Source organism: Halomonas sp. AOP30-A1-24 (assembly GCF_052378165.1).
GTDB lineage: Bacteria > Pseudomonadota > Gammaproteobacteria > Pseudomonadales > Halomonadaceae > Vreelandella > Vreelandella citrativorans.
The window spans coordinates 1-19,691 of the sequence record NZ_JBQSXL010000016.1 but is presented as its reverse complement, the minus strand read 5'-3'; the positions used below and the strand labels follow the sequence as shown (position 1 = coordinate 19,691).

The 19,691-nt window shown below is 53.4% G+C and carries 17 protein-coding genes; 10 read left to right on the top strand and 7 right to left on the bottom strand.

Features of this window, described 5'->3' with window-relative positions; genetic code table 11:
* Positions 1 to 79: 79 nt before the first annotated feature.
* From ACT3TJ_RS10530 to ACT3TJ_RS10520, 3 genes are read right to left on the bottom strand one after another with little or no spacing between them, the layout of a single operon-like run.
* Entirely contained in the window at positions 80 to 997 is a 918-nt protein-coding gene (locus ACT3TJ_RS10530) for a metal ABC transporter permease (protein WP_172116766.1), read from the bottom strand.
* Positions 998 to 1,020: 23 nt separating this feature from the next.
* A complete protein-coding gene (locus tag ACT3TJ_RS10525; RefSeq protein WP_193054370.1) occupies positions 1,021 to 1,848 on the bottom strand; it encodes a metal ABC transporter ATP-binding protein in 828 nt (275 codons plus the stop codon).
* Between the two features lie 6 nt (positions 1,849 to 1,854).
* Complete coding sequence (locus ACT3TJ_RS10520) at positions 1,855 to 2,772, bottom strand: metal ABC transporter substrate-binding protein (RefSeq protein WP_444622026.1); 918 nt, start codon at positions 2,770 to 2,772, stop codon at positions 1,855 to 1,857.
* 156 nt (positions 2,773 to 2,928) lie between these two features.
* On the opposite strand from ACT3TJ_RS10520, the gene mntR reads away from it, so the two are divergent.
* Positions 2,929 to 3,420, top strand: a complete 492-nt coding sequence (mntR, locus tag ACT3TJ_RS10515; RefSeq protein ID WP_444622027.1) for a manganese-binding transcriptional regulator MntR — start codon at positions 2,929 to 2,931, stop codon at positions 3,418 to 3,420.
* A gap of 37 nt (positions 3,421 to 3,457) precedes the next feature.
* On the opposite strand, the gene ACT3TJ_RS10510 is transcribed toward mntR, so the two are convergent.
* Positions 3,458 to 3,889, bottom strand: coding sequence for a DUF488 domain-containing protein (locus ACT3TJ_RS10510; RefSeq protein ID WP_444622028.1), 432 nt, complete (start codon positions 3,887 to 3,889; stop codon positions 3,458 to 3,460).
* A gap of 235 nt (positions 3,890 to 4,124) precedes the next feature.
* Between ACT3TJ_RS10510 and ACT3TJ_RS10505 the strand changes: the two genes are divergently transcribed.
* From ACT3TJ_RS10505 to betC, 3 genes are all read left to right on the top strand, one after another.
* Positions 4,125 to 4,571 carry an Rrf2 family transcriptional regulator gene (locus ACT3TJ_RS10505; protein ID WP_444622029.1) on the top strand — a complete coding sequence of 149 codons (447 nt, stop codon included), beginning with the start codon at positions 4,125 to 4,127 and terminating at the stop codon, positions 4,569 to 4,571.
* Positions 4,572 to 4,739: 168 nt separating this feature from the next.
* On the top strand, positions 4,740 to 5,483 hold the full coding sequence (locus ACT3TJ_RS10500; protein WP_193054374.1) for a Crp/Fnr family transcriptional regulator: 744 nt from the start codon (positions 4,740 to 4,742) through the stop codon (positions 5,481 to 5,483).
* A 310-nt stretch (positions 5,484 to 5,793) separates the two neighbouring features.
* Positions 5,794 to 7,308, top strand: coding sequence for a choline-sulfatase (betC, locus tag ACT3TJ_RS10495; protein ID WP_444622030.1), 1,515 nt, complete (start codon positions 5,794 to 5,796; stop codon positions 7,306 to 7,308).
* A 161-nt stretch (positions 7,309 to 7,469) separates the two neighbouring features.
* Here the strand turns inward: betC and ACT3TJ_RS10490 are convergent, their stop codons facing one another.
* Complete coding sequence (locus ACT3TJ_RS10490; protein ID WP_444622031.1) at positions 7,470 to 9,119, bottom strand: BCCT family transporter; 1,650 nt, start codon at positions 9,117 to 9,119, stop codon at positions 7,470 to 7,472.
* 689 nt (positions 9,120 to 9,808) lie between these two features.
* On the opposite strand from ACT3TJ_RS10490, the gene ACT3TJ_RS10485 reads away from it, so the two are divergent.
* From ACT3TJ_RS10485 to ACT3TJ_RS10465, 5 genes are all read left to right on the top strand, one after another.
* The gene (locus ACT3TJ_RS10485) at positions 9,809 to 11,002 is read left to right on the top strand and encodes an efflux RND transporter permease subunit (RefSeq protein WP_444622032.1); all 1,194 of its coding nucleotides are present in this window, start codon (positions 9,809 to 9,811) and stop codon (positions 11,000 to 11,002) included.
* 190 nt (positions 11,003 to 11,192) lie between these two features.
* Positions 11,193 to 13,082, top strand: coding sequence for a phosphogluconate dehydratase (gene edd, locus ACT3TJ_RS10480; protein WP_444665722.1), 1,890 nt, complete (start codon positions 11,193 to 11,195; stop codon positions 13,080 to 13,082).
* Entirely contained in the window at positions 13,082 to 14,047 is a 966-nt protein-coding gene (gene glk / locus ACT3TJ_RS10475; protein ID WP_444622034.1) for a glucokinase, read from the top strand. Before edd ends, glk begins: the two co-directional genes overlap by 1 nt.
* 16 nt (positions 14,048 to 14,063) lie before the next feature.
* On the top strand, positions 14,064 to 14,933 hold the full coding sequence (locus ACT3TJ_RS10470; RefSeq protein ID WP_444622035.1) for an aldo/keto reductase: 870 nt from the start codon (positions 14,064 to 14,066) through the stop codon (positions 14,931 to 14,933).
* Between the two features lie 37 nt (positions 14,934 to 14,970).
* Positions 14,971 to 15,930, top strand: a complete 960-nt coding sequence (locus ACT3TJ_RS10465) for a carbohydrate kinase family protein (protein ID WP_444622036.1) — start codon at positions 14,971 to 14,973, stop codon at positions 15,928 to 15,930.
* 77 nt (positions 15,931 to 16,007) lie between these two features.
* On the opposite strand, the gene ACT3TJ_RS10460 is transcribed toward ACT3TJ_RS10465, so the two are convergent.
* Together ACT3TJ_RS10460 and ACT3TJ_RS10455 are read right to left on the bottom strand one after the other, a co-directional pair.
* Positions 16,008 to 17,534, bottom strand: coding sequence for a glycoside hydrolase family 32 protein (locus ACT3TJ_RS10460; protein ID WP_444622037.1), 1,527 nt, complete (start codon positions 17,532 to 17,534; stop codon positions 16,008 to 16,010).
* Between the two features lie 234 nt (positions 17,535 to 17,768).
* On the bottom strand, positions 17,769 to 18,581 hold the full coding sequence (locus tag ACT3TJ_RS10455) for an AraC family transcriptional regulator (protein WP_444622038.1): 813 nt from the start codon (positions 18,579 to 18,581) through the stop codon (positions 17,769 to 17,771).
* A 98-nt stretch (positions 18,582 to 18,679) separates the two neighbouring features.
* On the opposite strand from ACT3TJ_RS10455, the gene ACT3TJ_RS10450 reads away from it, so the two are divergent.
* A partial coding sequence (locus ACT3TJ_RS10450; protein WP_444624382.1) for an MFS transporter occupies positions 18,680 to 19,691 on the top strand: 1,012 nt, incomplete at its 3' end.

Genomic DNA, 19,691 nt, shown 5'->3' with positions numbered 1-19,691 from the left:
CCCGCTAATGGCGTCACTGGCCGTACTGCTTTTTAGCCAACTCATGGCGGACTCGGGTGCTCTGTTCGTAAACGAGCCGTTATCCCATCTTCCAATGACGCCACTGGCGCGGCACGATACCCTGCTTGGGCGAAAAGAGCAGCGCTAAAACAAAGAAAGCGAAAGCCACCAGTACGATTGAGCCACCCGATGCCACGTTAAATACTACCGAAAGCCAAAGCCCGATAACCGCAGACAATATGCCAATGGATACTGAAATCAACAGCATTATCGTGAAGCGGTCTGTCAGCAGATGTGCTGTCGCACCTGGCGTGATCAACATGGCAACAACCAATATGATGCCGACAGTCTCAAGGCTTGCAACAATCGTCAGCGTCAGCAAAAGAATGAGGCCATAGTGAATAATCTGCGTATTAAAGCCCAATGCTTGTGCCTGCTGAGGGTCGAAGGCATAGAGCAACAAGGGCCGATAAGCGAGCCATACCGTTAAAATGGCAATGATGCTGGCAACAAAGGTCAGCATTAATGCTGAGTGTTTAACACCCAGTACATTGCCAAACAGAATGTGCATCAGATGGGTACTGGAAGCCAATTTACTGATAATGACCACACCAAGGGCGAAGGAGGCGGTAAACATCAGCCCCATCGCGGCATCTGCTTTAATTCGTGTGTTCCTTTCAATCGCCCCGATGCCTACCGAGGTCAGCGCCCCGGTAATAAACGCCCCTACAAAGAAGGGCCAGCCAAGCAAATACGCAATGGCTACCCCCGGCAGCACAGCGTGAGAGATCGCATCCCCCAGCAGCGACCAGCGCTTTAGCACGACATAACAGGAAAGCATCCCACAAATAGCGCCTACCAGCACCGAGGTCAGTAGCGCTCGTTGCATAAATGCATACTGAAAGGCGTCAGAAACGCTGTCAGGTAGCAGGTTAACTACCACCATTAACGCTGCGATTAAGCCGTTTACCAGTGCATCGCTAAACGTTTCAATCATTAATATGCTGTCAACCACGTAACTTACCCCTGCCCAGAACTATTGGAAGCCACTGGCATCGTTTGGCGATCATTGGCCGTTTGCTCAATTGAACTCACTGCAAGTTCGGCCAGTTTTGTTTCGCTTAGCATCTCTTCAGGCGTACCGGTACCCCGCACAAAGCGATTAATCAGCACGACGTGGTCCACATAGCGGCGAGCACCGGGCATATCATGTGTGACCATAATCACGGTTTTACCCGCTTCACGCTCGCGACGAAGTACCGACAAGATGAGCTTCTCGCTGGGCGGGTCAACGCCAGCCAGTGGCTCATCCAACAACAAAATGCTGGCCTGCTGCGCTAGCGCGCGTGCTAGCAACACACGTTTTTTCTGACCACCGGAAAGCGCGCCAATAGGTCGGTCAGCCAGGTCGAGCATATTGACTGCCACCAAAGCATCATGCACCGCTTCGCTATGTCGAGCGTGATGCCAGCGCGCTGGCAATAAGCGGCGCCATAACGCATCGCTGCGCATGTGTCCGTAGCGCCCACCCATAACGGTGTCCCATACCGAGACAGGAAAATCCCACTCAATCGCCTCACGCTGAGCCATATACGCGATACGCCCCGCCCGACGATGCTTTGCTATGGGCTCGTCAAAGGCTTTTACGCTGCCTTGCAGCGGCTTCATGCTGCCGGTCAACACATGAAAAAGTGTCGATTTACCCGCACCGTTAGGCCCGACAATGGCCGTCCATTTCCCAGCGGGAAATGTGAGGTGTATATCTTCCAGCACGGTTTGGCGCTGATAAGCAGCGTACAGCCCGGTTATTTCAATGGCGGCCATCGTGCTCGGTAAACTGGTTGTCATGGTGCACTACTCAACGGCTAAATACTGGCGCAGCATATCGGCGTTATGCCTCAACATGGCAAAATAGTCTCCCGCCTCGCCCTCTGGCTCGCTTAACGAATCCACGTATAAAGGGCCCGCGGTGGGAATCCCCGTATCTCTGGAAAGGCTACTAACGTAACGATCCGACGTTGTGCTTTCCCAAAAAAGCGCTGCAGGCTGGCGTGCGTTAATCAAGTCGATGACGCGCATTAACTGCTGCGGCGAGCCTTCCGTTTCGGCGTTATTTCCCCAGATACCGTCATGTTCAAAGCCATAAGTATCAGAGAAATACAAAAATGCTGCTTCGCTTGAGAGCAAAACACGACGCTCTTCCGGAATATCGCTTAGCGTCTGTTGAAGCTCCAAGTGAAGGTCTTGAAGTTCTGCCACGACGTTATCGGCACGCGCCTGAATATCCTCTGCCTGCTCTGGCAGAAGGCCTTCTAACTCACTCGCTATCACATGAACATAGGCCATTGCCGCACGCGGGTCTGTCCACAAATGTGGGTCGACATCGCCCTGCATATCGCCAATCATAATATGCTGAGTGGGGTATTCAGACGCTTCGGCAACGGCGACCAAGGACACATCGTCTTGGGTAGTCGCTTCCACCTGGCGCATCCACTGCTCCAGTTGATAGCCGTTATAAAAAACAATATCGGCTTCTTCCAGAGCGGCAAAATTATTGGGCGTTAATTCCCACTCGTGCACCTCTGCATTAACAGGGCTCAGCACTGATACGTTGGCGTCGTCTCCTGCCACGCGGGCCACCAAATCGCCCAATACCGTAAACGTCGCCACAACATTAATCGGCGGCGATAGCGTCTGGGCACCGGCCGTCGTAACACTGCCCGCCGTCGCAAGCAACAAACTTATCATCAAGCATGTTTTTCGTTGGCTCATGGACGTCCCCCGTTGTAAATTTGGTTTGCGCTAATTACAACTTTAGCTCAACAAAAAAGCATTGTGCAAATAGTTTAGCCTTGGCTAACAATTATTCTACAATATGCGCTACCATGATCCATTAGAGTTTTCCATCCACCTCGATATAGTCTGCCAATGAGTGATAACGATCAGCCGCTTCCCCATAACGCCAAATGTATGAGTAAAGGTTACTGCAATGACGCATTGCCGCCCATTGAAGAGCACACACGGCAATATGAAACCGTGCGCAATGCGCATGAAACCGAGCTAATCGAAGATTACGTTGAACTGATCGGCGACCTGATTCGCCATCGGGGAGAAGCGCGCGCCGCCGACATCGCCAGCCGCATGGGGGTGAGTCAAGCGACCGTATCCAAGATGATCCGCCGCTTAAATGAGCTGGGACTGGTCACCAGTAAGCCTTACCGCTCCCTGTTTCTAACAGCGGAAGGCCAAAAAATGGCAGAAACATCCCGGGCACGGCACGATATAGTGCTACATTTTTTACGCGCGCTGGGCGTTAATGATCATACCGCACGCATTGATGCTGAAGGCATGGAGCATCATGTCAGCAATGAAACTCTGGCGATTATGCAGCACTTTATTGACGAACAAACAACGCGTTAATCACGACCGATAGCCAGCCTAGTGATAACATCCCTCGCTACTCACTATCCTGAGAAGTGCTATTTAAGTAACACGGTGAGGACGCTAACTCTTGGTCTGCTCGGTCTTCTATATCCAGCGCGTCCAGCACCGCTTCACGCAGAATGGGCAAATGTGAATGGTCCAGTTGGCGTGAAGCCGTTAATAACGTCAGCTTACCTTGCCTGGCATAACGCATCAGCGGTAGTAACGCCTCATCAGACTCCTTTAATTCCAAACGGTAGCGGGTCTGAAAGGAAGCCTCACTAATCTTGTCCTGGTGGTAGTCACGCCTTAGAGATGATGAAGGCGCGGCATCGCGATACCACTCCGTTAGCGCCAGCGAAGCACGCTCTTTTCCACGTGGCCATAAACGGTCAACCAGGACGCGTGCTCCCTCGTCGTCTTCAAACGCTGAATAGACGCGCTTAAGCACTATTTCGTAGTTCATATGACCTCCCTGATCCGCTTTTTTAACAACACCCCATTCACCCCACCCATGCTATACAGGCTACCAGGCAATTACTCTGCCCCATGTTAACGACATTAACGATGAGCAAAAATGATTAATAGCGCTCATTTTCTATCATAAACACCTTCCTTCTATTATCACGGCCCCTAGCCGAATATTCCCCATCCTTTTTAAACCCCGTACAATGCGGTGTTTGGTCCACACTTGGCAAACCATGCACCTAACCCGCTTCACGGATTACTCTATTCGCGTTTTGATTTACCTGGCAGCCAAGGGAGAAGAGCGCGCAACAATCACGGAAATTGCCGAGACATTCTCGATCTCGCGCAATCACTTGATGAAAATTGTCCAGGAACTACATCAAAAAGAGTACCTCAAAGCCATCCGTGGCAAGTATGGCGGGCTTTGGCTAAACCGGGCGCCCGAACACATTCGATTAGGGGCGCTGGTGAGAGATACCGAGCAGGAAATGGCGCTCGTCGAGTGCTTTCGAGACGATAGCGCCTGCGTCATTACCCCCGCATGCCGCTTAAAGCCTATCCTTAACGATGCACTAGACGCCTTTTTGGGCGTTCTGGATCAATATACACTGGCCGATTTGCTGCAGGGCCAACACACCAGCCTAGCGTCACTGATGAAAATACCTGCCACAGAACTTTAATTTTTTTTAAAGCCTCCTTCCAAATAAATAAAATCCAATACGATAAATCGCGTAACCTGGCTATTTCACCTCACGTGGAGCATGCTGGAGACTGGCATTACCAAACCACATAGTGCGCAGAAAATGTTGCATCAGGCTTCATTATTTCTGCAAACCTCGGAGCCAAACATGACCACAGCGCCCTTCTCGCCCAATCACATCATGATCCGCAAATTAGAAAATATTTTTGCGCTTACCAGTGAAGAGAAGCAGGCACTGATGGGGCTACCGATCCACACAAAAGAAATCAAGAGCAATCAAGACATTGTTAAAGTGGGCGATCAGCCAAACCAGTGCTGCTTGATGGTTGAGGGCTTTACCTGCGTCAATAAAGTATCCATTGAAGGCAAACGCCAGATCATGGCCCTGCATGTTCCTGGCGACATACCCGACCTGCAAAGCCTTCACTTGAGAGTAATAGATATTAATATTGCCTCTATCAGCCCCTGCAAGCTCGGCTTCATTCAGCATAAAGATCTGCACCAACTCTGTGAGCGCTATCCCAGGCTTGTTGCTGCCTTTTGGCGCGAGACACTTGTCTACGCCTCTATTTTCCGTGAATGGCTGTTAAATATTGGACAACGCGAGGCTTACTCCCGTATCGCGCATATTATCTGCGAACTCATGGTGCGCCTAAAGACAGTAGGCTTGACTGAGGGGAACACGTTCTATATGCCAACGACCCAAGCAGAAATAGCAGATGCGACAGGGATGACGCCCGTCCACGTAAACCGCGTTTTTCAGGCACTACGCGCAGATGGCTTGATCATCACCGAAAGAAGCCGGATGACCATACCGGACTGGGACAAGCTGCAGCAAGCTGGCGAGTTCGACCCACTCTACCTTCACCTTAAAAACGATGGAAACACATAGCGCTCAGCCTCCAACCGGCAGGTAGGCCGTATGATTATCACACAGCAGTAGCATTAATATAGGGCACAGTAGAACCAAGTTGATGGCGCCTCAAACGTTAATATCCACCGCAAGACCGAGTGTTAATCCTAATGGCGGTAACAGACACTATCCACTAAATCGTTGTTTATACCTAAGGCCAATGTGAGTTTGGGCTTAGGGGGCAAATAAATCATTGGTTTACTACTTCCTGGCACGTCATTGTAAGGGATTGAAGTCGCGCCTATTGGCAGCTTCGAATATCAACAATACTCGCCAGGGAGATTTCTATATGGCTAGACCTAATGTACTGGTGTTAATGGCCGACCAACTCAACGGTACACTGTTCAAGGATGGCCCCGCCGATTTCTTGCATGCGCCTAACCTCAAGAAACTGGCCAAACGCTCGGTCAATTTCAACAATGCCTATACACCTAGCTATCTTTGCGCACCGGGGCGGGCCGCCTTCATGTCGAGCCAGTTGCCGAGCCGCACCGGGGTATATGACAACGCAGCGGAATTTCCTTCAAGCGTGCCGACATGGGCGCATCATTTGCGTCGCGCAGGTTATTCCACCTGCTTGTCGGGAAAGATGCACTTCGTCGGCCCAGATCAGCTCCACGGTTTCGAGAAACGCTTAACCACCGATGTCTACCCGGCTGATTTCGGCTGGACACCTGACTACACCAAGCCCGAGGAACGTATCGACTGGTGGTACCACAACCTGGGGTCGGTGACAGGCGCTGGCGTTGCTGAAATTTCCAATCAGATGGAATACGACGACGAAGTCGCGTTTCACGCCGAGCAGCGGCTATATGACCTGTCGCGCGGTCACGACGAGCGGCCTTGGGCGCTGTGCGTCAGTTTCACTCACCCGCACGACCCCTATGTAGCACGTCGCCAATACTGGGATTTATATAACGACTGCGAGTATCTTGAGCCCCAGCAAGGGCCCATACCCTTCGATGAGCTGGATCCGCACTCCCAGCGAATTTTCGAAGCCAACGATTACACCAAGTTCAATATCCAGCCCCAGGACGTGCGCAACGCTCGCCAGGGCTATTTCGCCAACATCTCCTATGTCGACGATAAGATCGGCGGCATTCTAGACGTGCTCGAACGCACCCGCATGCTCGACAACACGATTATCGTGGTCTGTGCTGATCACGGCGATATGCTTGGCGAAAAGGGCCTGTGGTTCAAGATGAGTCCCTATGAAGGCTCGTCGCGGGTACCGCTGATGCTGTCTGCACCGGGGATCGAACCGCGCAACGTTGAGGATCCGGTATCGATCATCGATATCAATACCACCATTGCCGACCTGGTCGGCATCGACCTTTCCTCGATCGCGCCCTATACCGATGGCCAGTCGCTGCTCCCCTTGACCAGAGGCGAGAAGCGCGACGCGCCGGTGTACATGGAATACGCCGCCGAGGCCAGTTATTCTCCAATTGTGACCATCCGCGAGGGCAAGTGGAAATTCAACTATTGCGAGATTGACCCACCGCAGCTATTCGACTTGGAGGCCGACCCGCTGGAGCAGTACAATCTGGCGGTGCATCCCGACTACGCCGAGGTGGTAGCCGACTATCAGGCCAAGGTACACAAGCAGTGGGACATGAAAGCCTTCGATGCCGACGTGCGCGCCTCCCAGGCACAGCGTCTGATCGTCTACGAAGCCCTGCGTAATGGCCACTACTATCCGTGGGACTATCAGCCGCTGCAGGATGCTTGCGAGCGTTACATGCGTAACCACATGGATCTGAACGAAGTCGAAGAAGCCCAGCGCTACCCCCGCGGCGAGTAAGCTCATGGCGATTCACCTCATCTGAGCTGAATCGGATTTTCGGGGGGGATTACACAAGCAACGCGGACGCCCGTACCTGTTGGGTACAGGCGTTTTTCTTTCGTGTGGGGCAGTAAAACTTCTCTTTGCCGGACGTAGCGTCCGGCAAAGGGGTCAACACGTCACTTTCCGTTGCGCATGCGGCGCAGCTCGCCGTTCAGCGCCCGGATGATGCAGTAGCACATCAGCAGCATCAAGATGGAAAATGGGATAGCCGTCGCCGTGACACCCGCTTGAAGCGCCGACAACCCACCACCGATCAATAACACGATGGCAATCAACCCCTCTACCGTTGCCCAGAACATACGCTGAGGCCGAGGCGCTTCGATCTTGCCGCCGGCGGTGATGGTATCGATCACCAGAGAGCCGGAATCCGATGACGTCACGAAGAAGGTGAGCGCCAGAATGATCCCCAGGCTCGACATCAAACCCGTCAGCGGTAGCTCATTGAGCATGCCGAATAGGGCTAGTTCGGGACGGTAGCTATCGATCACGTACTCCTTGACCAGACTGGCGGCGGGATTGGTATAAAGCTGATCCAGTGCAATGCTGCCGAATACCCCCATCCAGATAAAGATAAAAAGGCTTGGCACGATCAGCACGCAGAGCAGAAATTCACGCACCGTACGCCCCTTGGACACGCGCGCGACAAACATGCCGACAAAAGGCGCCCAGCTGACCCACCACGCCCAGTAAAACACCGACCAGTCTTGACGATAGGCGTCATCTTCACGTCCAAAGGGCGCCGAGAGCGGAATGAGTTCCGTCACATAATGGGTGATTCCCGTCCACATGCCGCTGATCGCCATCAAGGTCGGGCCAGCGAACAGCACAAAGAAGAAGAACATCACGGCCGCGATCATGTTGATCTCGGAGAGTCGCTTTACGCCCCCTTCCAGGCCGCGCCACACCGATACCAGCGCCACCGCAGTGACAAGTGCAATGATGATGACCTGTGTCGTGGTATTGATGGCCATACCGAAAACAAAATTCAGTCCCGCGTTGGCCTGCTGCGCGCCCAGGCCCAGTGCCGTGGCCAAGCCGAACAAGGTGGAAAACACCGCCAGGATATCGATCCAGTGCCCCCACCAGCCCCATACGCGATCCCCCAGGATAGGAAAGAAGATCGAGCGAATAGAAAACGGCAGTTTCTTGTTATAACTAAAGATCGCCAGAGCAAGCGCCATCACCGCGTATACGGCCCAGCCGTGCAGCCCCCAGTGTAGAAACGTCCCCGCCAGCCCCATGGCCGAGGCTTCGTCAACCGCGGCCATATTTAGCGCACCGTCGGCACCGAAGGGCGAAGGAGTGCCTAAGGGCGAAGACACATTTGCATGATAAACCGGTTCCAGCACGCTGAAGAACAGCAAGGCGATCCCGATACCCGCCGTGAACAACAAAGCGAACCACGACAGGTAGCTGTGTTCCGGCCGAGCATCCGGGCCGCCTAGCCTCACTTTGCCATGGGGAAGCACGATCAGCGCCAGACAGAAGACAATGAAAAAATCCACCAGAATCATGAAGTACCAGTCCAGCGTGCGCGTCGAGAAGCCAACGATAGATTGGAACAGCTTCCCTGCCTGCGCCGGGAACATCAGGGTCAACACAATGAAAATCAACGAGGCGAGTGCGGACAGGACAAAGACGCGGTTATGAATGTCAAAACCGATGGGTCCCATACTTCCCTGGATATTGTCCTGCCCTACAACATAATCCGTCTGCATGTCGTTGTCGTCGTACGTCGACGAGGCCCGTTTATTTAATAAGCCCATACGATGTATCTCCTTATTGTAGTGATTGATTTATCATTGTTCTCGCTTGGGCACTGAAGACTGGCTGCAAAGCGAAATGGCTTGCTGCTCGAAGCGTTGTTATGTAGAAAAACGTCATTCAGGAAAACCCTGGCAATGCCTTTCATGAAGTAATGCGCCCAGGCAGCTAGCCTCTGCCAGCGCCCTTGGGTGATTCCTCCTCACTCTTATGCTCTAGCCCCCCTCTCACCAAGACAACGGCTACGCTGGGAATAGTCAGTTCTCCTGAGTGGCACGCCAAGGGGGGCTGGCTTATCTCTAACTGGGGTGCTTTCATGGAGAAACCTCTCAGGCAGGGGCTGCCAATGCTAAAACAATTCATCTAGTCGTCGTGAGTCCATGCACAATGACGTGCTTGTCGCTAACAGACCAATGATTTATTCGCTACCTGAGCCCAAGCACACATTGGCCTTAGGCATCACCGCTACTGAGTTCTTCAAAGCCTTGGATGGATATAAGAAAATGCATGCCATCGCATAAGATAAAGGCGCTACTCGCTTAGTTGCTTAATCGCCATGTTCCCAGTAGTCATAGCACGCGTGCTGATCACAACCCGTCAAGGAAGACTCAACAATGCGAGTACAGCTTGTTTTAAAACTAGCAAATTTGTAGAGGTTTTTTACACGAGGGTGACGGAGCTTGCGCTAAACATGACAACTGAAGATCTGGACGTTATTCCAGCGCTTGACCGTCAGTTCTATCGGGAACTCAATGAAGCCTTTCCTAGTGCACAGATTCGCACCCAACGGCTACAGTTTGGCCCAGGGGATGGCGCCGATATAGAAGCCCGTTTTCAAGGGCCTTCACCTACGGTATTGCGCGAACTGGCAGCCGAGGCAGAGCGACGCATAGATGCCAACCCCTATCTTATTGACCCACGTAATAATTGGCGCCAGCAGGAGTTGGTGGTTGCACCGCACATTAACGAAGAGCGGGCACGCATTGCCGGGGTCAGCCGCGAGGATATCACCCGCACACTGCAGTTTGCTTCATCAGGCGTGCGGGCGGGCACCTACCGTGAAGGTGAGTATTTACTGCCGATTGTCGCTCGCCCTCCCGCGATGGAGCGTGACGATGTGGCACTCCTTCAAGACCGCCATGTCTGGAGCGGCGCCCAGCAGCGATTTATCCCGCTAAGCCAAGTGGTTAGCGAGTTTGAACTGCAAAGCGAAGAGTCGTTAATACAGCGACGCAATCGCGTACGTACATTAACGGTCGGCGCCGACCCCGCTGAGGGTTATACCGCAGCGCAAGCCTTTGATGCCATTCGCCAAGAGATCGAGTCGATTCCTCTACCGCCAGGCTATCGCTTAGAGTGGGGCGGAGAGCACGAAGATTCTGGCGACGCTCAGGCAGGACTAGCCCAACAGCTACCTATTAGCCTACTGGTTATGCTACTGATCTCAATACTGCTTTTCGGCAAACTGAAACAGCCGCTTATCGTCTGGTTGGTAGTGCCAATGTCGGTATGTGGCGTGGTAATTGGCTTGTTGATATCGGGCCTGCCTTTCTCTTTCACCGCTCTTCTGGGCATGCTCAGCCTATCCGGCATGTTAATGAAAAATGCCATCGTCTTGGTGGATGAAATAGATGGACAAATTCACGAAGGCAAAGCACGTTTTACAGCTCTGTTAGATGCCAGTGTTAGCCGACTACGCCCAGTTTTCCTAGCTGCCGGAACCACCATCCTAGGTATGCTGCCACTGCTTGTAGATGCTTTTTTCAACAATATGGCGGTCACAATTATGGGCGGCCTTGCATTCGCATCGTTGCTAACGCTAGTGGCAGTTCCCACCCTTTATGCCATGCTATTTAGTATACAAAGCGATGAGGTAGAGAAATAACCAGCCTATCCGCCCAGCACCAGCAGGCTCTTCTGCTGGCGCTGGGTGTCGCCCAATGCTCAACAACACAAAAATAGAGTAATAAAACTACAAAATTAGCTTTTATTGCCGCAAAGTATCTTAAAATGAGTATAAAATATGTAAGATAACCACAATCCAAACTTGCCGTTACTACCGTGCAGAGGTCTATATGCCGAGCCCAACCCCCGCCACCCTCAACTCAACTGTTGCTGATGTTACCCAACGCATTCGTGAGCGCTCTGCCGAACGGCGCGAACTTTATGAGCGCCGCATGGCCGATCAGCACAGCCGTGGCGTGCATCGCGCGGAGCTCTCTTGCGGCAACCTAGCCCACGGTTTTGCCGCCTGTAGCGCCCAGGAGAAAGATGCCTTAAAGCTGATGAACAGCGCCAACCTGGGAATTATCTCCTCCTACAACGATATGCTCTCGGCCCACCAGCCGTTTGAAACCTTCCCTGAAACGATTAAAGCAGCCGCTAATGCCATGGGCTCAACCGCCCAGTTTGCCGGTGGCGTTCCTGCCATGTGCGATGGTGTTACCCAAGGGCAGCCAGGCATGGAGCTTTCGCTGTTTTCCCGCGATGTCATCGCCATGGCCGCGGCTGTAGGGCTTTCTCATAACATGTTCGATGCTGCCCTTTATCTGGGGGTGTGCGACAAAATTATCCCTGGTCTGTTTATCGCCGCCGCACGCTTTGGCCACCTGCCTGCGATGTTCGTACCGGCGGGCCCGATGCCCAGCGGTTTACCAAACAAAGAGAAAGCGCGCATTCGTCAGCTGTACGCTGAAGGCAAAGTTGGCCGAGAAGAGCTACTGCAAGCGGAGTCCGATTCTTACCATAGCCCTGGCACCTGCACGTTCTACGGCACGGCTAACTCTAACCAGCTGATGATGGAAGTAATGGGGCTTCACCTACCGGGTACCTCGTTTGTAAATCCAGGCACTGAGATGCGTGAAGCACTCACCCGTTACGCCACGGAACAAGCGATTCGTAACACTGCACCCGGCGGCGACTACCGCCCGTTCTATAAACAGATCGACGAGCGCGCAATTGTCAACGCGGTGGTGGGCTTACTCGCTTCTGGCGGCTCGACCAACCACACGATGCACCTGATTGCCATGGCTGCTGCCGCAGGCATCACCCTAAACTGGGACGACTTCACTGATCTGTCAGCGGTCACCCCTAGCTTGATGCAGGTCTATCCCAACGGCCAAGCGGACATTAACCATTTTCAGGCAGCGGGCGGTATGAGCTACCTGTTCCGCGAGCTGCTGGGTGCAGGCCTACTGCACGGGGATATTCCCACCGTATTCGGTACTGATCTCACTGCCTACACCCAAGAACCATTTCTGGAAGATGGCAAAGTAGTATGGCGTGAAGGCCCTGAGAAAAGCCTGGATGAAGACGTCTTACGCCCAGTGGCCACCCCTTTCGCCGCTACCGGCGGCCTGACCGTAATGAAAGGCAATCTAGGCCGTGGTGTGATTAAAGTCTCGGCGGTTGCTGAGGAGCACCGTGAAGTAGAAGCACCCGTAAAGATTTTCGAAGACCAAAACGAGATGAAGGCGGCCTTCGAATCTGGTGCTCTGGATCGCGATGTGATTGTGGTCGTACGCTTCCAAGGCCCGAAAGCCAACGGCATGCCAGAGCTGCACAAACTGACACCGTTCTTAGGCGTGCTGCAAGATCGCGGTTTCAAGGTTGCGCTGGTAACTGATGGCCGCATGTCTGGTGCTTCTGGCAAAGTGCCAGCAGCGATTCACATCAGCCCTGAAGCGCTGGATGGCGGCCCGCTGGCAAAACTACGGGACGGCGATATTGTACGCCTGGACGCCAATGCAGGTACGCTGGAAGCGAAAGTTGACACCGCTACCTGGACAGATCGCGAGCACGTAGAGGCTAACTTGGACCACTATCACGTTGGCCTGGGCCGTGAACTGTTTAGCGGCTTCCGCCACTTGGCCATGCGTGGTGAAGAAGGCGCTGGCTCGCTGGGCGGCTTCGAAGCCGACGACCTTGCTCGCCAACAAGACCAGATTCTTCAAGAGGATGCCTGATGCGATCGGCATTAATTGGTGATATTGGTGGCACTAATGCACGCTTGGCGCTGGTCACGCCAGGCGAGGTAGCGCCTCACGACATTGTGAACCTGCCCTGCGCCGACTACCCAGGTGTAGTGGAAGCGGTTAAGGACTACCTGGAACGTGTCGGCGCGACGGGTGACAACGCGCCTCAAGAAGCTTGCTTAGCCTTCGCCTGCCCCGTTCACGCCGAGCGGATCAAAATGACCAATAATCACTGGGACTTTATGAAAAGTGATGTTCAGCAGACGCTGAACCTGTCGCTGTTCAAAGTGATTAACGACTTTACCGCTCAGGCGCTGGGTGTGCCCCATGTGGACACTGGCAACTTAGTGCAAGTACAAGCAGGTGTGGCTCAGTCCCATTCCGCCCGCTTGGTGATTGGCCCCGGTACAGGGCTAGGCGTTGCGGGTGTTTTCTCCGGTCAGCATGCATGGATACCGCTGCCCACCGAAGGCGGCCATGTGACGTTCGCCCCGACGGATAGCACCGAACGTGCGCTGCTTGACGTATTTTTACAACACCACAACCGCGTTAGCGTCGAGCGCATTTTATGCGGCCAAGGCCTTCTGGAACTGTATCAGGCACATTGTGCACTGAACGAACAAACACCTAGCTACACAACGCCAGCAGAGGTTACCCAAGCTGCTAACCAGGGTGATCCCATTGCTACCACTACCCTATTGCGCTTTTTAAAAATTCTTGGCGATGTATGCGGCGATGCGACCCTGACCATGGGCGCCAGAGGTGGCGTGTACCTCTGCGGCGGTATTTTACCGCGCCTGTTGGAGTGGCTACCAAAGTCCGAGTTACGTGACAGTTTTGTGAATAAGGGCCGTATGGGCGCCTATAACGCCGATATCCCCGTATGGGTTGTTACCCACCCATGGGTGGGGCTGCTGGGCGCCGCCGAAGCGCTGCACAACGAAGAAGTCTTTTAACTTATTAGGAATGCCCATGCCTGCTCACACCTTCGACGTGCCCTTTGTTCTCGGCATGATGCGCCTGCATGAAGCACCAGAGATGCACCAAACGAATCACCTTGCCGACTGGATCGAAGCACGTATTGAGCAGGGTTTGCACTGGTTCGACCATGCTGACATTTACGGAAACAGTGATTGCGAGATGCTGTTTGGTCAAGCGCTGCGCGCCCGCCCCTCGCTAGCCAAGCGGCTTCACGTGGTGACCAAGGCTAGCATTGCCAACGACAACCCAGCCCGCAGCTCTAACAAGGTGAAGCACTACAATGCTAGCCCCGATTACCTAAGCCATGCCATTGACAATGCCCTGAACCGCCTGGGTGTTGAGCGGCTAGATCATTTTTTGATTCACCGCCCTGATCTACTAATGGATGCCGTCACTACTGGCCGGGTACTGGATGAAGCGATTATGGCAGGCAAAATTGGCGCGGCGGGCATTTCCAATCATTTGCCAAGTCAGTGGCGCAGGCTACAAAACGCCATGCACCACCCTTTACGTGCCAACCAGATCGAGCTTTCCATTAACCATACCGCCCCACTGTTTGATGGCAGCTTTGATGATCTATGTGCCGACGGTCATGCGCCGATGGCATGGTCACCGCTAGCGGGCGGCACACTAATGCAAGGCGACGTGGGTAACGCTCTTAACCACTTTGCCCGCGAGCAAAACAGCACCCCTAATGCACTAGCACTAGCCTGGCTGCGTACACTGCCTAATCGCCCGGTCCCCGTTGTGGGCAGCGTAAAGCCAGAGCGTATTGCTGAAATGCTAAACGGGCCTGAGACGCTTCCAAGAGAGACCTGGTACGCGCTATTAGAGGCCGCGCGAGGCCACTGTGTCGCGTAACCCCTTTATCAATATTAATAATGACAAGGAATGACTTATGACGCCGGTGATTGCTTTCGGTGAAGCCTTGGTTGATATGTTATCCAGCCGCTTAGGCGATGACACTGGGCAGGAAACCTTCACACCTTACGCAGGTGGCGCGCCTGCTAATGTCGCCGTTGCCTGTGCCCAACTTAACGTGCCCAGCCAGTTTTTAGGCATGGTAGGCGACGATACGTTTGGCCACTTCCTTATTCGTGAACTAAAAAGTCATGGTGTAGATACCCAGGGAGTGCTGCTGACAAAAGAAGCACGCACTGCGCTGGCGTTTGTTTCCCGGGACAGCAGCGGCGAGCGCACGTTTGATTTTTATCGCCCACCGGCGGCCGACCTGCTTTATCGCCTAGAGCACCTGCCCCACGGCGTGTTTGAACAACCGGCGATTGTTCACTTATGCAGCAACAGTTTGACTGACCCTGAGATTGCCGATACCACCTTAGCGATTGCCGCTATGGCAAAGCGCGCGAGCTGTTTAGTCAGCGTGGATGCCAACCTCCGCCACAATCTGTGGACCGAAGGGTCAGCCGACCTTTGGCTGGTAACCGAGCTATTGGATAGCGCCGAGCTCGTTAAAGTCTCACTGGAGGAGCTTGATTATCTTCGTGGCGGCCACTCTCAGGAAGCGTGGCTATCTCAGCGACTAGCCGCCGGGGTAAAAGTAATTTTAATCACCGACGGCCCTAACAAGGTGGTGCTGAAAGGCGTTGGCCTTGACCACACCATCACACCGCCCCAGGTAACCGCGGTTGACACCACGGCTGGCGGTGATGCATTTATTGGCGGCCTGCTGGCTGAGCTTTCACGGCACGGCATTGATGAGAACTGGTACCAGGACAGTGCCTTTCTAACCCGCGCGGTGGATATTGCCTGCCGCTGTGGTGCTCACGCAGTGACACGCCCAGGCGCCTACGCCGCACTGCCGACTCATAGTGATATTGAAGCGCTAAGAAATACGTAACGCCTGTAGCAAAAAGGGCGTGCAACAGCACGCCCTTAACCATGTCTCCAGCTTATACGCTACATCCCACTAACACGCTAATAAGTACAAGAAGTGACCGCATTTTTTTCTTGCGCTACCGCTTCTTTCCTCGATACCACATTGCCTTCTAGTAACCTTGCGCTGCCTTCCAAAACTTTCACATCAAGCGAGCCTTTAATTTGACTTATAAAGCTAACCTGAGTGATCGCTCGTTGCTGCGTATCACCGTTAACCAGAATCTCCAACGAGCCATGGTCGCACCACCACTCTACCGTGACGGTTAATCCATCAATGCTACCCGCCGCATGATCACAGGCAAAATGGTTATCGAAAGCAGCTTGTCCATTCACACCTTGTCGCGTATAGCGCAGTGCAACGTCCTCGTCTCCCGCTTCAAGAATAAGCCACTGATGATCGCCCTGTTGAAGTGACAGCGCCACTCGGCTGCCTGGCATCAAGGTAAACGTAAGCACCCCACGCCCTATCGCTTGCTGAGAGGCCAAGAGCACATGCTGGCCAACACCTAGCCACTCCTGCGGCGCAATGGTTTGCGGATAAGCCGTTAACGCTTCATGGCACTCGCTGGCGATACGCTGACAAAGCTGAATGCCTCTCGATGTCGCGCGCAGGGTGAGCTCTCTAGGTAGACTCATCATTCCTCGCCAACCTGCTTCGGGCGCATGATTGGCATACTGCCAATTATTGAGCCAAGCCACGGCTAAACGACGCCCCGGGGTATTCGACCAGCTTTGCACGGCGTAGAAGTCGCGCCCTTCGTCCATCATCATGACGTCATGGGGCGAATGATCGTTAATAAAACACTGCCCGTCGAATTCCCCCACAAAATATTGCGTAAACGAGCCAAAGGCATTATCTGGCGTAGCCCCAATGCCAACGATTAATACCCAGCGGCTAGATAGCTGCCCATTTCTAGCGCCTTCCACTGGCAGCTCGAACAAATCAGGGCACTCCCAAGGGTGCTGAGTATGCGCACCGTGGCCCTCGCCAAACGCACTGGCAAACTGCCAGTCCAATAGGTTTTCCGAGGTGTAAAAATGAATTTCCTGCCCACAAGCCAGCGCCATTACCCAACGCTGGGTAGCGGCATGCCAGAATACTTTTGGGTCACGAAAGTCTTTAAATCCTGGCGGTGGCAAGATTGGATTATGTGCAAAACGCTGCCAAGTACGCCCTCGGTCACAGCTGTAGGCTACGCACTGAGACTGCTCATAATCCTCTGAGTCACTGGAGAGCACTTTATGGCAGGTGTAAAACACCAACAGCCCCGGTTTACCACCAAATAGCCCTGTTACATCGTGCTCATCCACCACCGCACTACCTGAGAAGCATGCCCCCTGCTCATCTGGTGCAAGCGCAATAGGCAAATGTTCCCAGCGGCAAAGATCGGTGCTTACCGCATGCCCCCAGTGCATAGGCCCCCATACCGGGTCGTGGGGATGGTATTGATAAAAGAGATGATACTCTCTTTCGAAATATACAAGCCCGTTGGGGTCATTCATCCAGCCAGTAGGCGGCGTAAAATGCAGCGTTGGCCTAAGAGGAGTAAATTTGACGAGATTCAATTGAAAAAATCCTAACTTAATCGATTAAGCTGAGGCTATCACGCTTTTTTCTTCCCGGCTCTAGGTTTAGTACAAAAACTCGGCTAAAGGAGGATAAACAAGGAAAAAATTAACAAAACCATCACGCTGCCTATTCCTGTACTTCCTCGATGGCACTGAATAGAGATTGAGCTAGCCGGGTCGATCTTTGCGATGATTCAAAGACTCAAACGTCGACATGGCACGAGAGGTTCTTCAAGCAATGTCGACAGTGGACCTGCCAGGCTCAGCCTCCCACTGCCCGTGCATATACTTCAGTGGAGTCATCCCTGTGTGCTGACGGAAGAAATGAATAAAGGCGCTGTCCGAAGAGAACCCCAACAGGTAGGCCACATCGTTAACCTGACGTTGCATTGATAACAGTTCGATAGCTGCAAGCAGACGCCATTGCTGGCGCCAGGCCTGGTAGCTCATTCCGGTTTCACGGCAAAAAATCCGGCTAACCGTCTTAGCACTAGCACCGAACTGTCCTGCAAGCGGGATCAGAGCTGGGGGTAATTCCCCCTCAGGGCTCCAGCATTCAACCAGTGCCTTCAAACGCGGGTGCAACGGTAGCGTCAGTTGCAGTGACTCACGCTCAGCCTGCTGCATCTCTTCTATAAACAATGCCAGCGTGTTGTGCGTATTAACATCCGTTATATCCCAAGGCCACCAGGCCATACGTTCGATCAGTGCGCGCAAAAGCTCATTCACCACGACCACTTTCACCTCCTGGCCAAGTAACTGAGACACCTCGAGGCTGAAGTAGACGGAGCGATATGACACCACATTGGTCATCATCGCCTGATGCTTAACCCCAGCAGGGATCCACGCCGCCCGAGTTGGCGGCAGCACGCATCGCTGACCATCCAGCACAATGCGCATACACCCACGTGGGGCATACAACAGCTGCCCTTTGGCGTGACTGTGCATACCTGAATCATGACGACCGACCTCGGCGGCAATGCCCACCACGTTGCCTACTACCAAGTCCGGGTCAAAAGACTGCTGCTGGTTGATCAGTGCCACTGTCTTATTTTCGACATATTTGGTTTGAATAACGTTATTTGAACAACACAAGACTAAGTAAGCTAGCACCACATTTCAAGAGACATGGAATCGTTACGATGAACCCGCTACTTTTTTTGATCCTGGCACTGATGATGTTCCCCCAGGTGGTCGAGACTATCTACAGCCCTGCACTACCGTCGATGGCGAGCTTTTTCGGCGTATCAGCCTCCACTGCGGGTCTGACCCTCTCCTGCTATTTTTTAGTGTTCGCCTTCGGCGTAGTGTTCTGGGGCATGATGGCGGACAAGCTAGGTCGTCGTTCGGCAATGCTGCTTGGGCTGGGGTGCTACGCACTCGGTTCCGGCATTGCTATCTACGCTCCAGATTTTCATTGGCTACTGCTAGCCCGAGCGCTAAGCGCCTTTGGCGCGGCGACCGGCTCTGTGGTCTGCCAGACAATCTTGCGTGACCGTTGGCAGGGAGCGAAACTGGCGCAGATTTTCTCTTACATGGGAATGGGTATCGCCCTTAGTCCGGTGGTCGGTCTGTTTGCTGGCGGGCAGTTGGTCAGCTTTGGTGGTCATCAGGCAGTGTTCAGCGCACTGCTTGTGCTGGCACTTCTATTGCTTGCCATCACCGCTAAAATACTGCCAGAAACCCGTCAGGTACAGGTGCCTGTTGACCTAGTCACGCTAGGAAAACAGATGGTGAAAGACGCTGCGCTATGGCGCGATGTCATTCTGGTGGCCTGCTTTAACGTACTGCTGTTTGGCTATTATCTACAGGGCCCATTCCTATTTGATAGGCTTGGACTGAGCGCGCAGGCGTTCGGTTACAGCGGGTTAGCGCTGGCAACCGGCAGCCTAATTGGCAGCTATGCTAACAAGACGCTACTCAAGAATGGCGGGAGCCCTCACCAACTTATCGTCCGAGCCTGTCAACTAGCGGCGGCCAGCGCCCTAGGTGTCTACATCCTGCAATCTTCCTTGCTATTCCTGTTACCGATGATGGGTATAGCAGCAGCGTTTGCGGTGGCTATTCCCAATATCCTCAGCCGAGCACTTAAAAACTACCAGCAGCAGTTGGGCAGCGCTGGCGCCCTATTCGGCCTGGGCTACTACCTGCTAG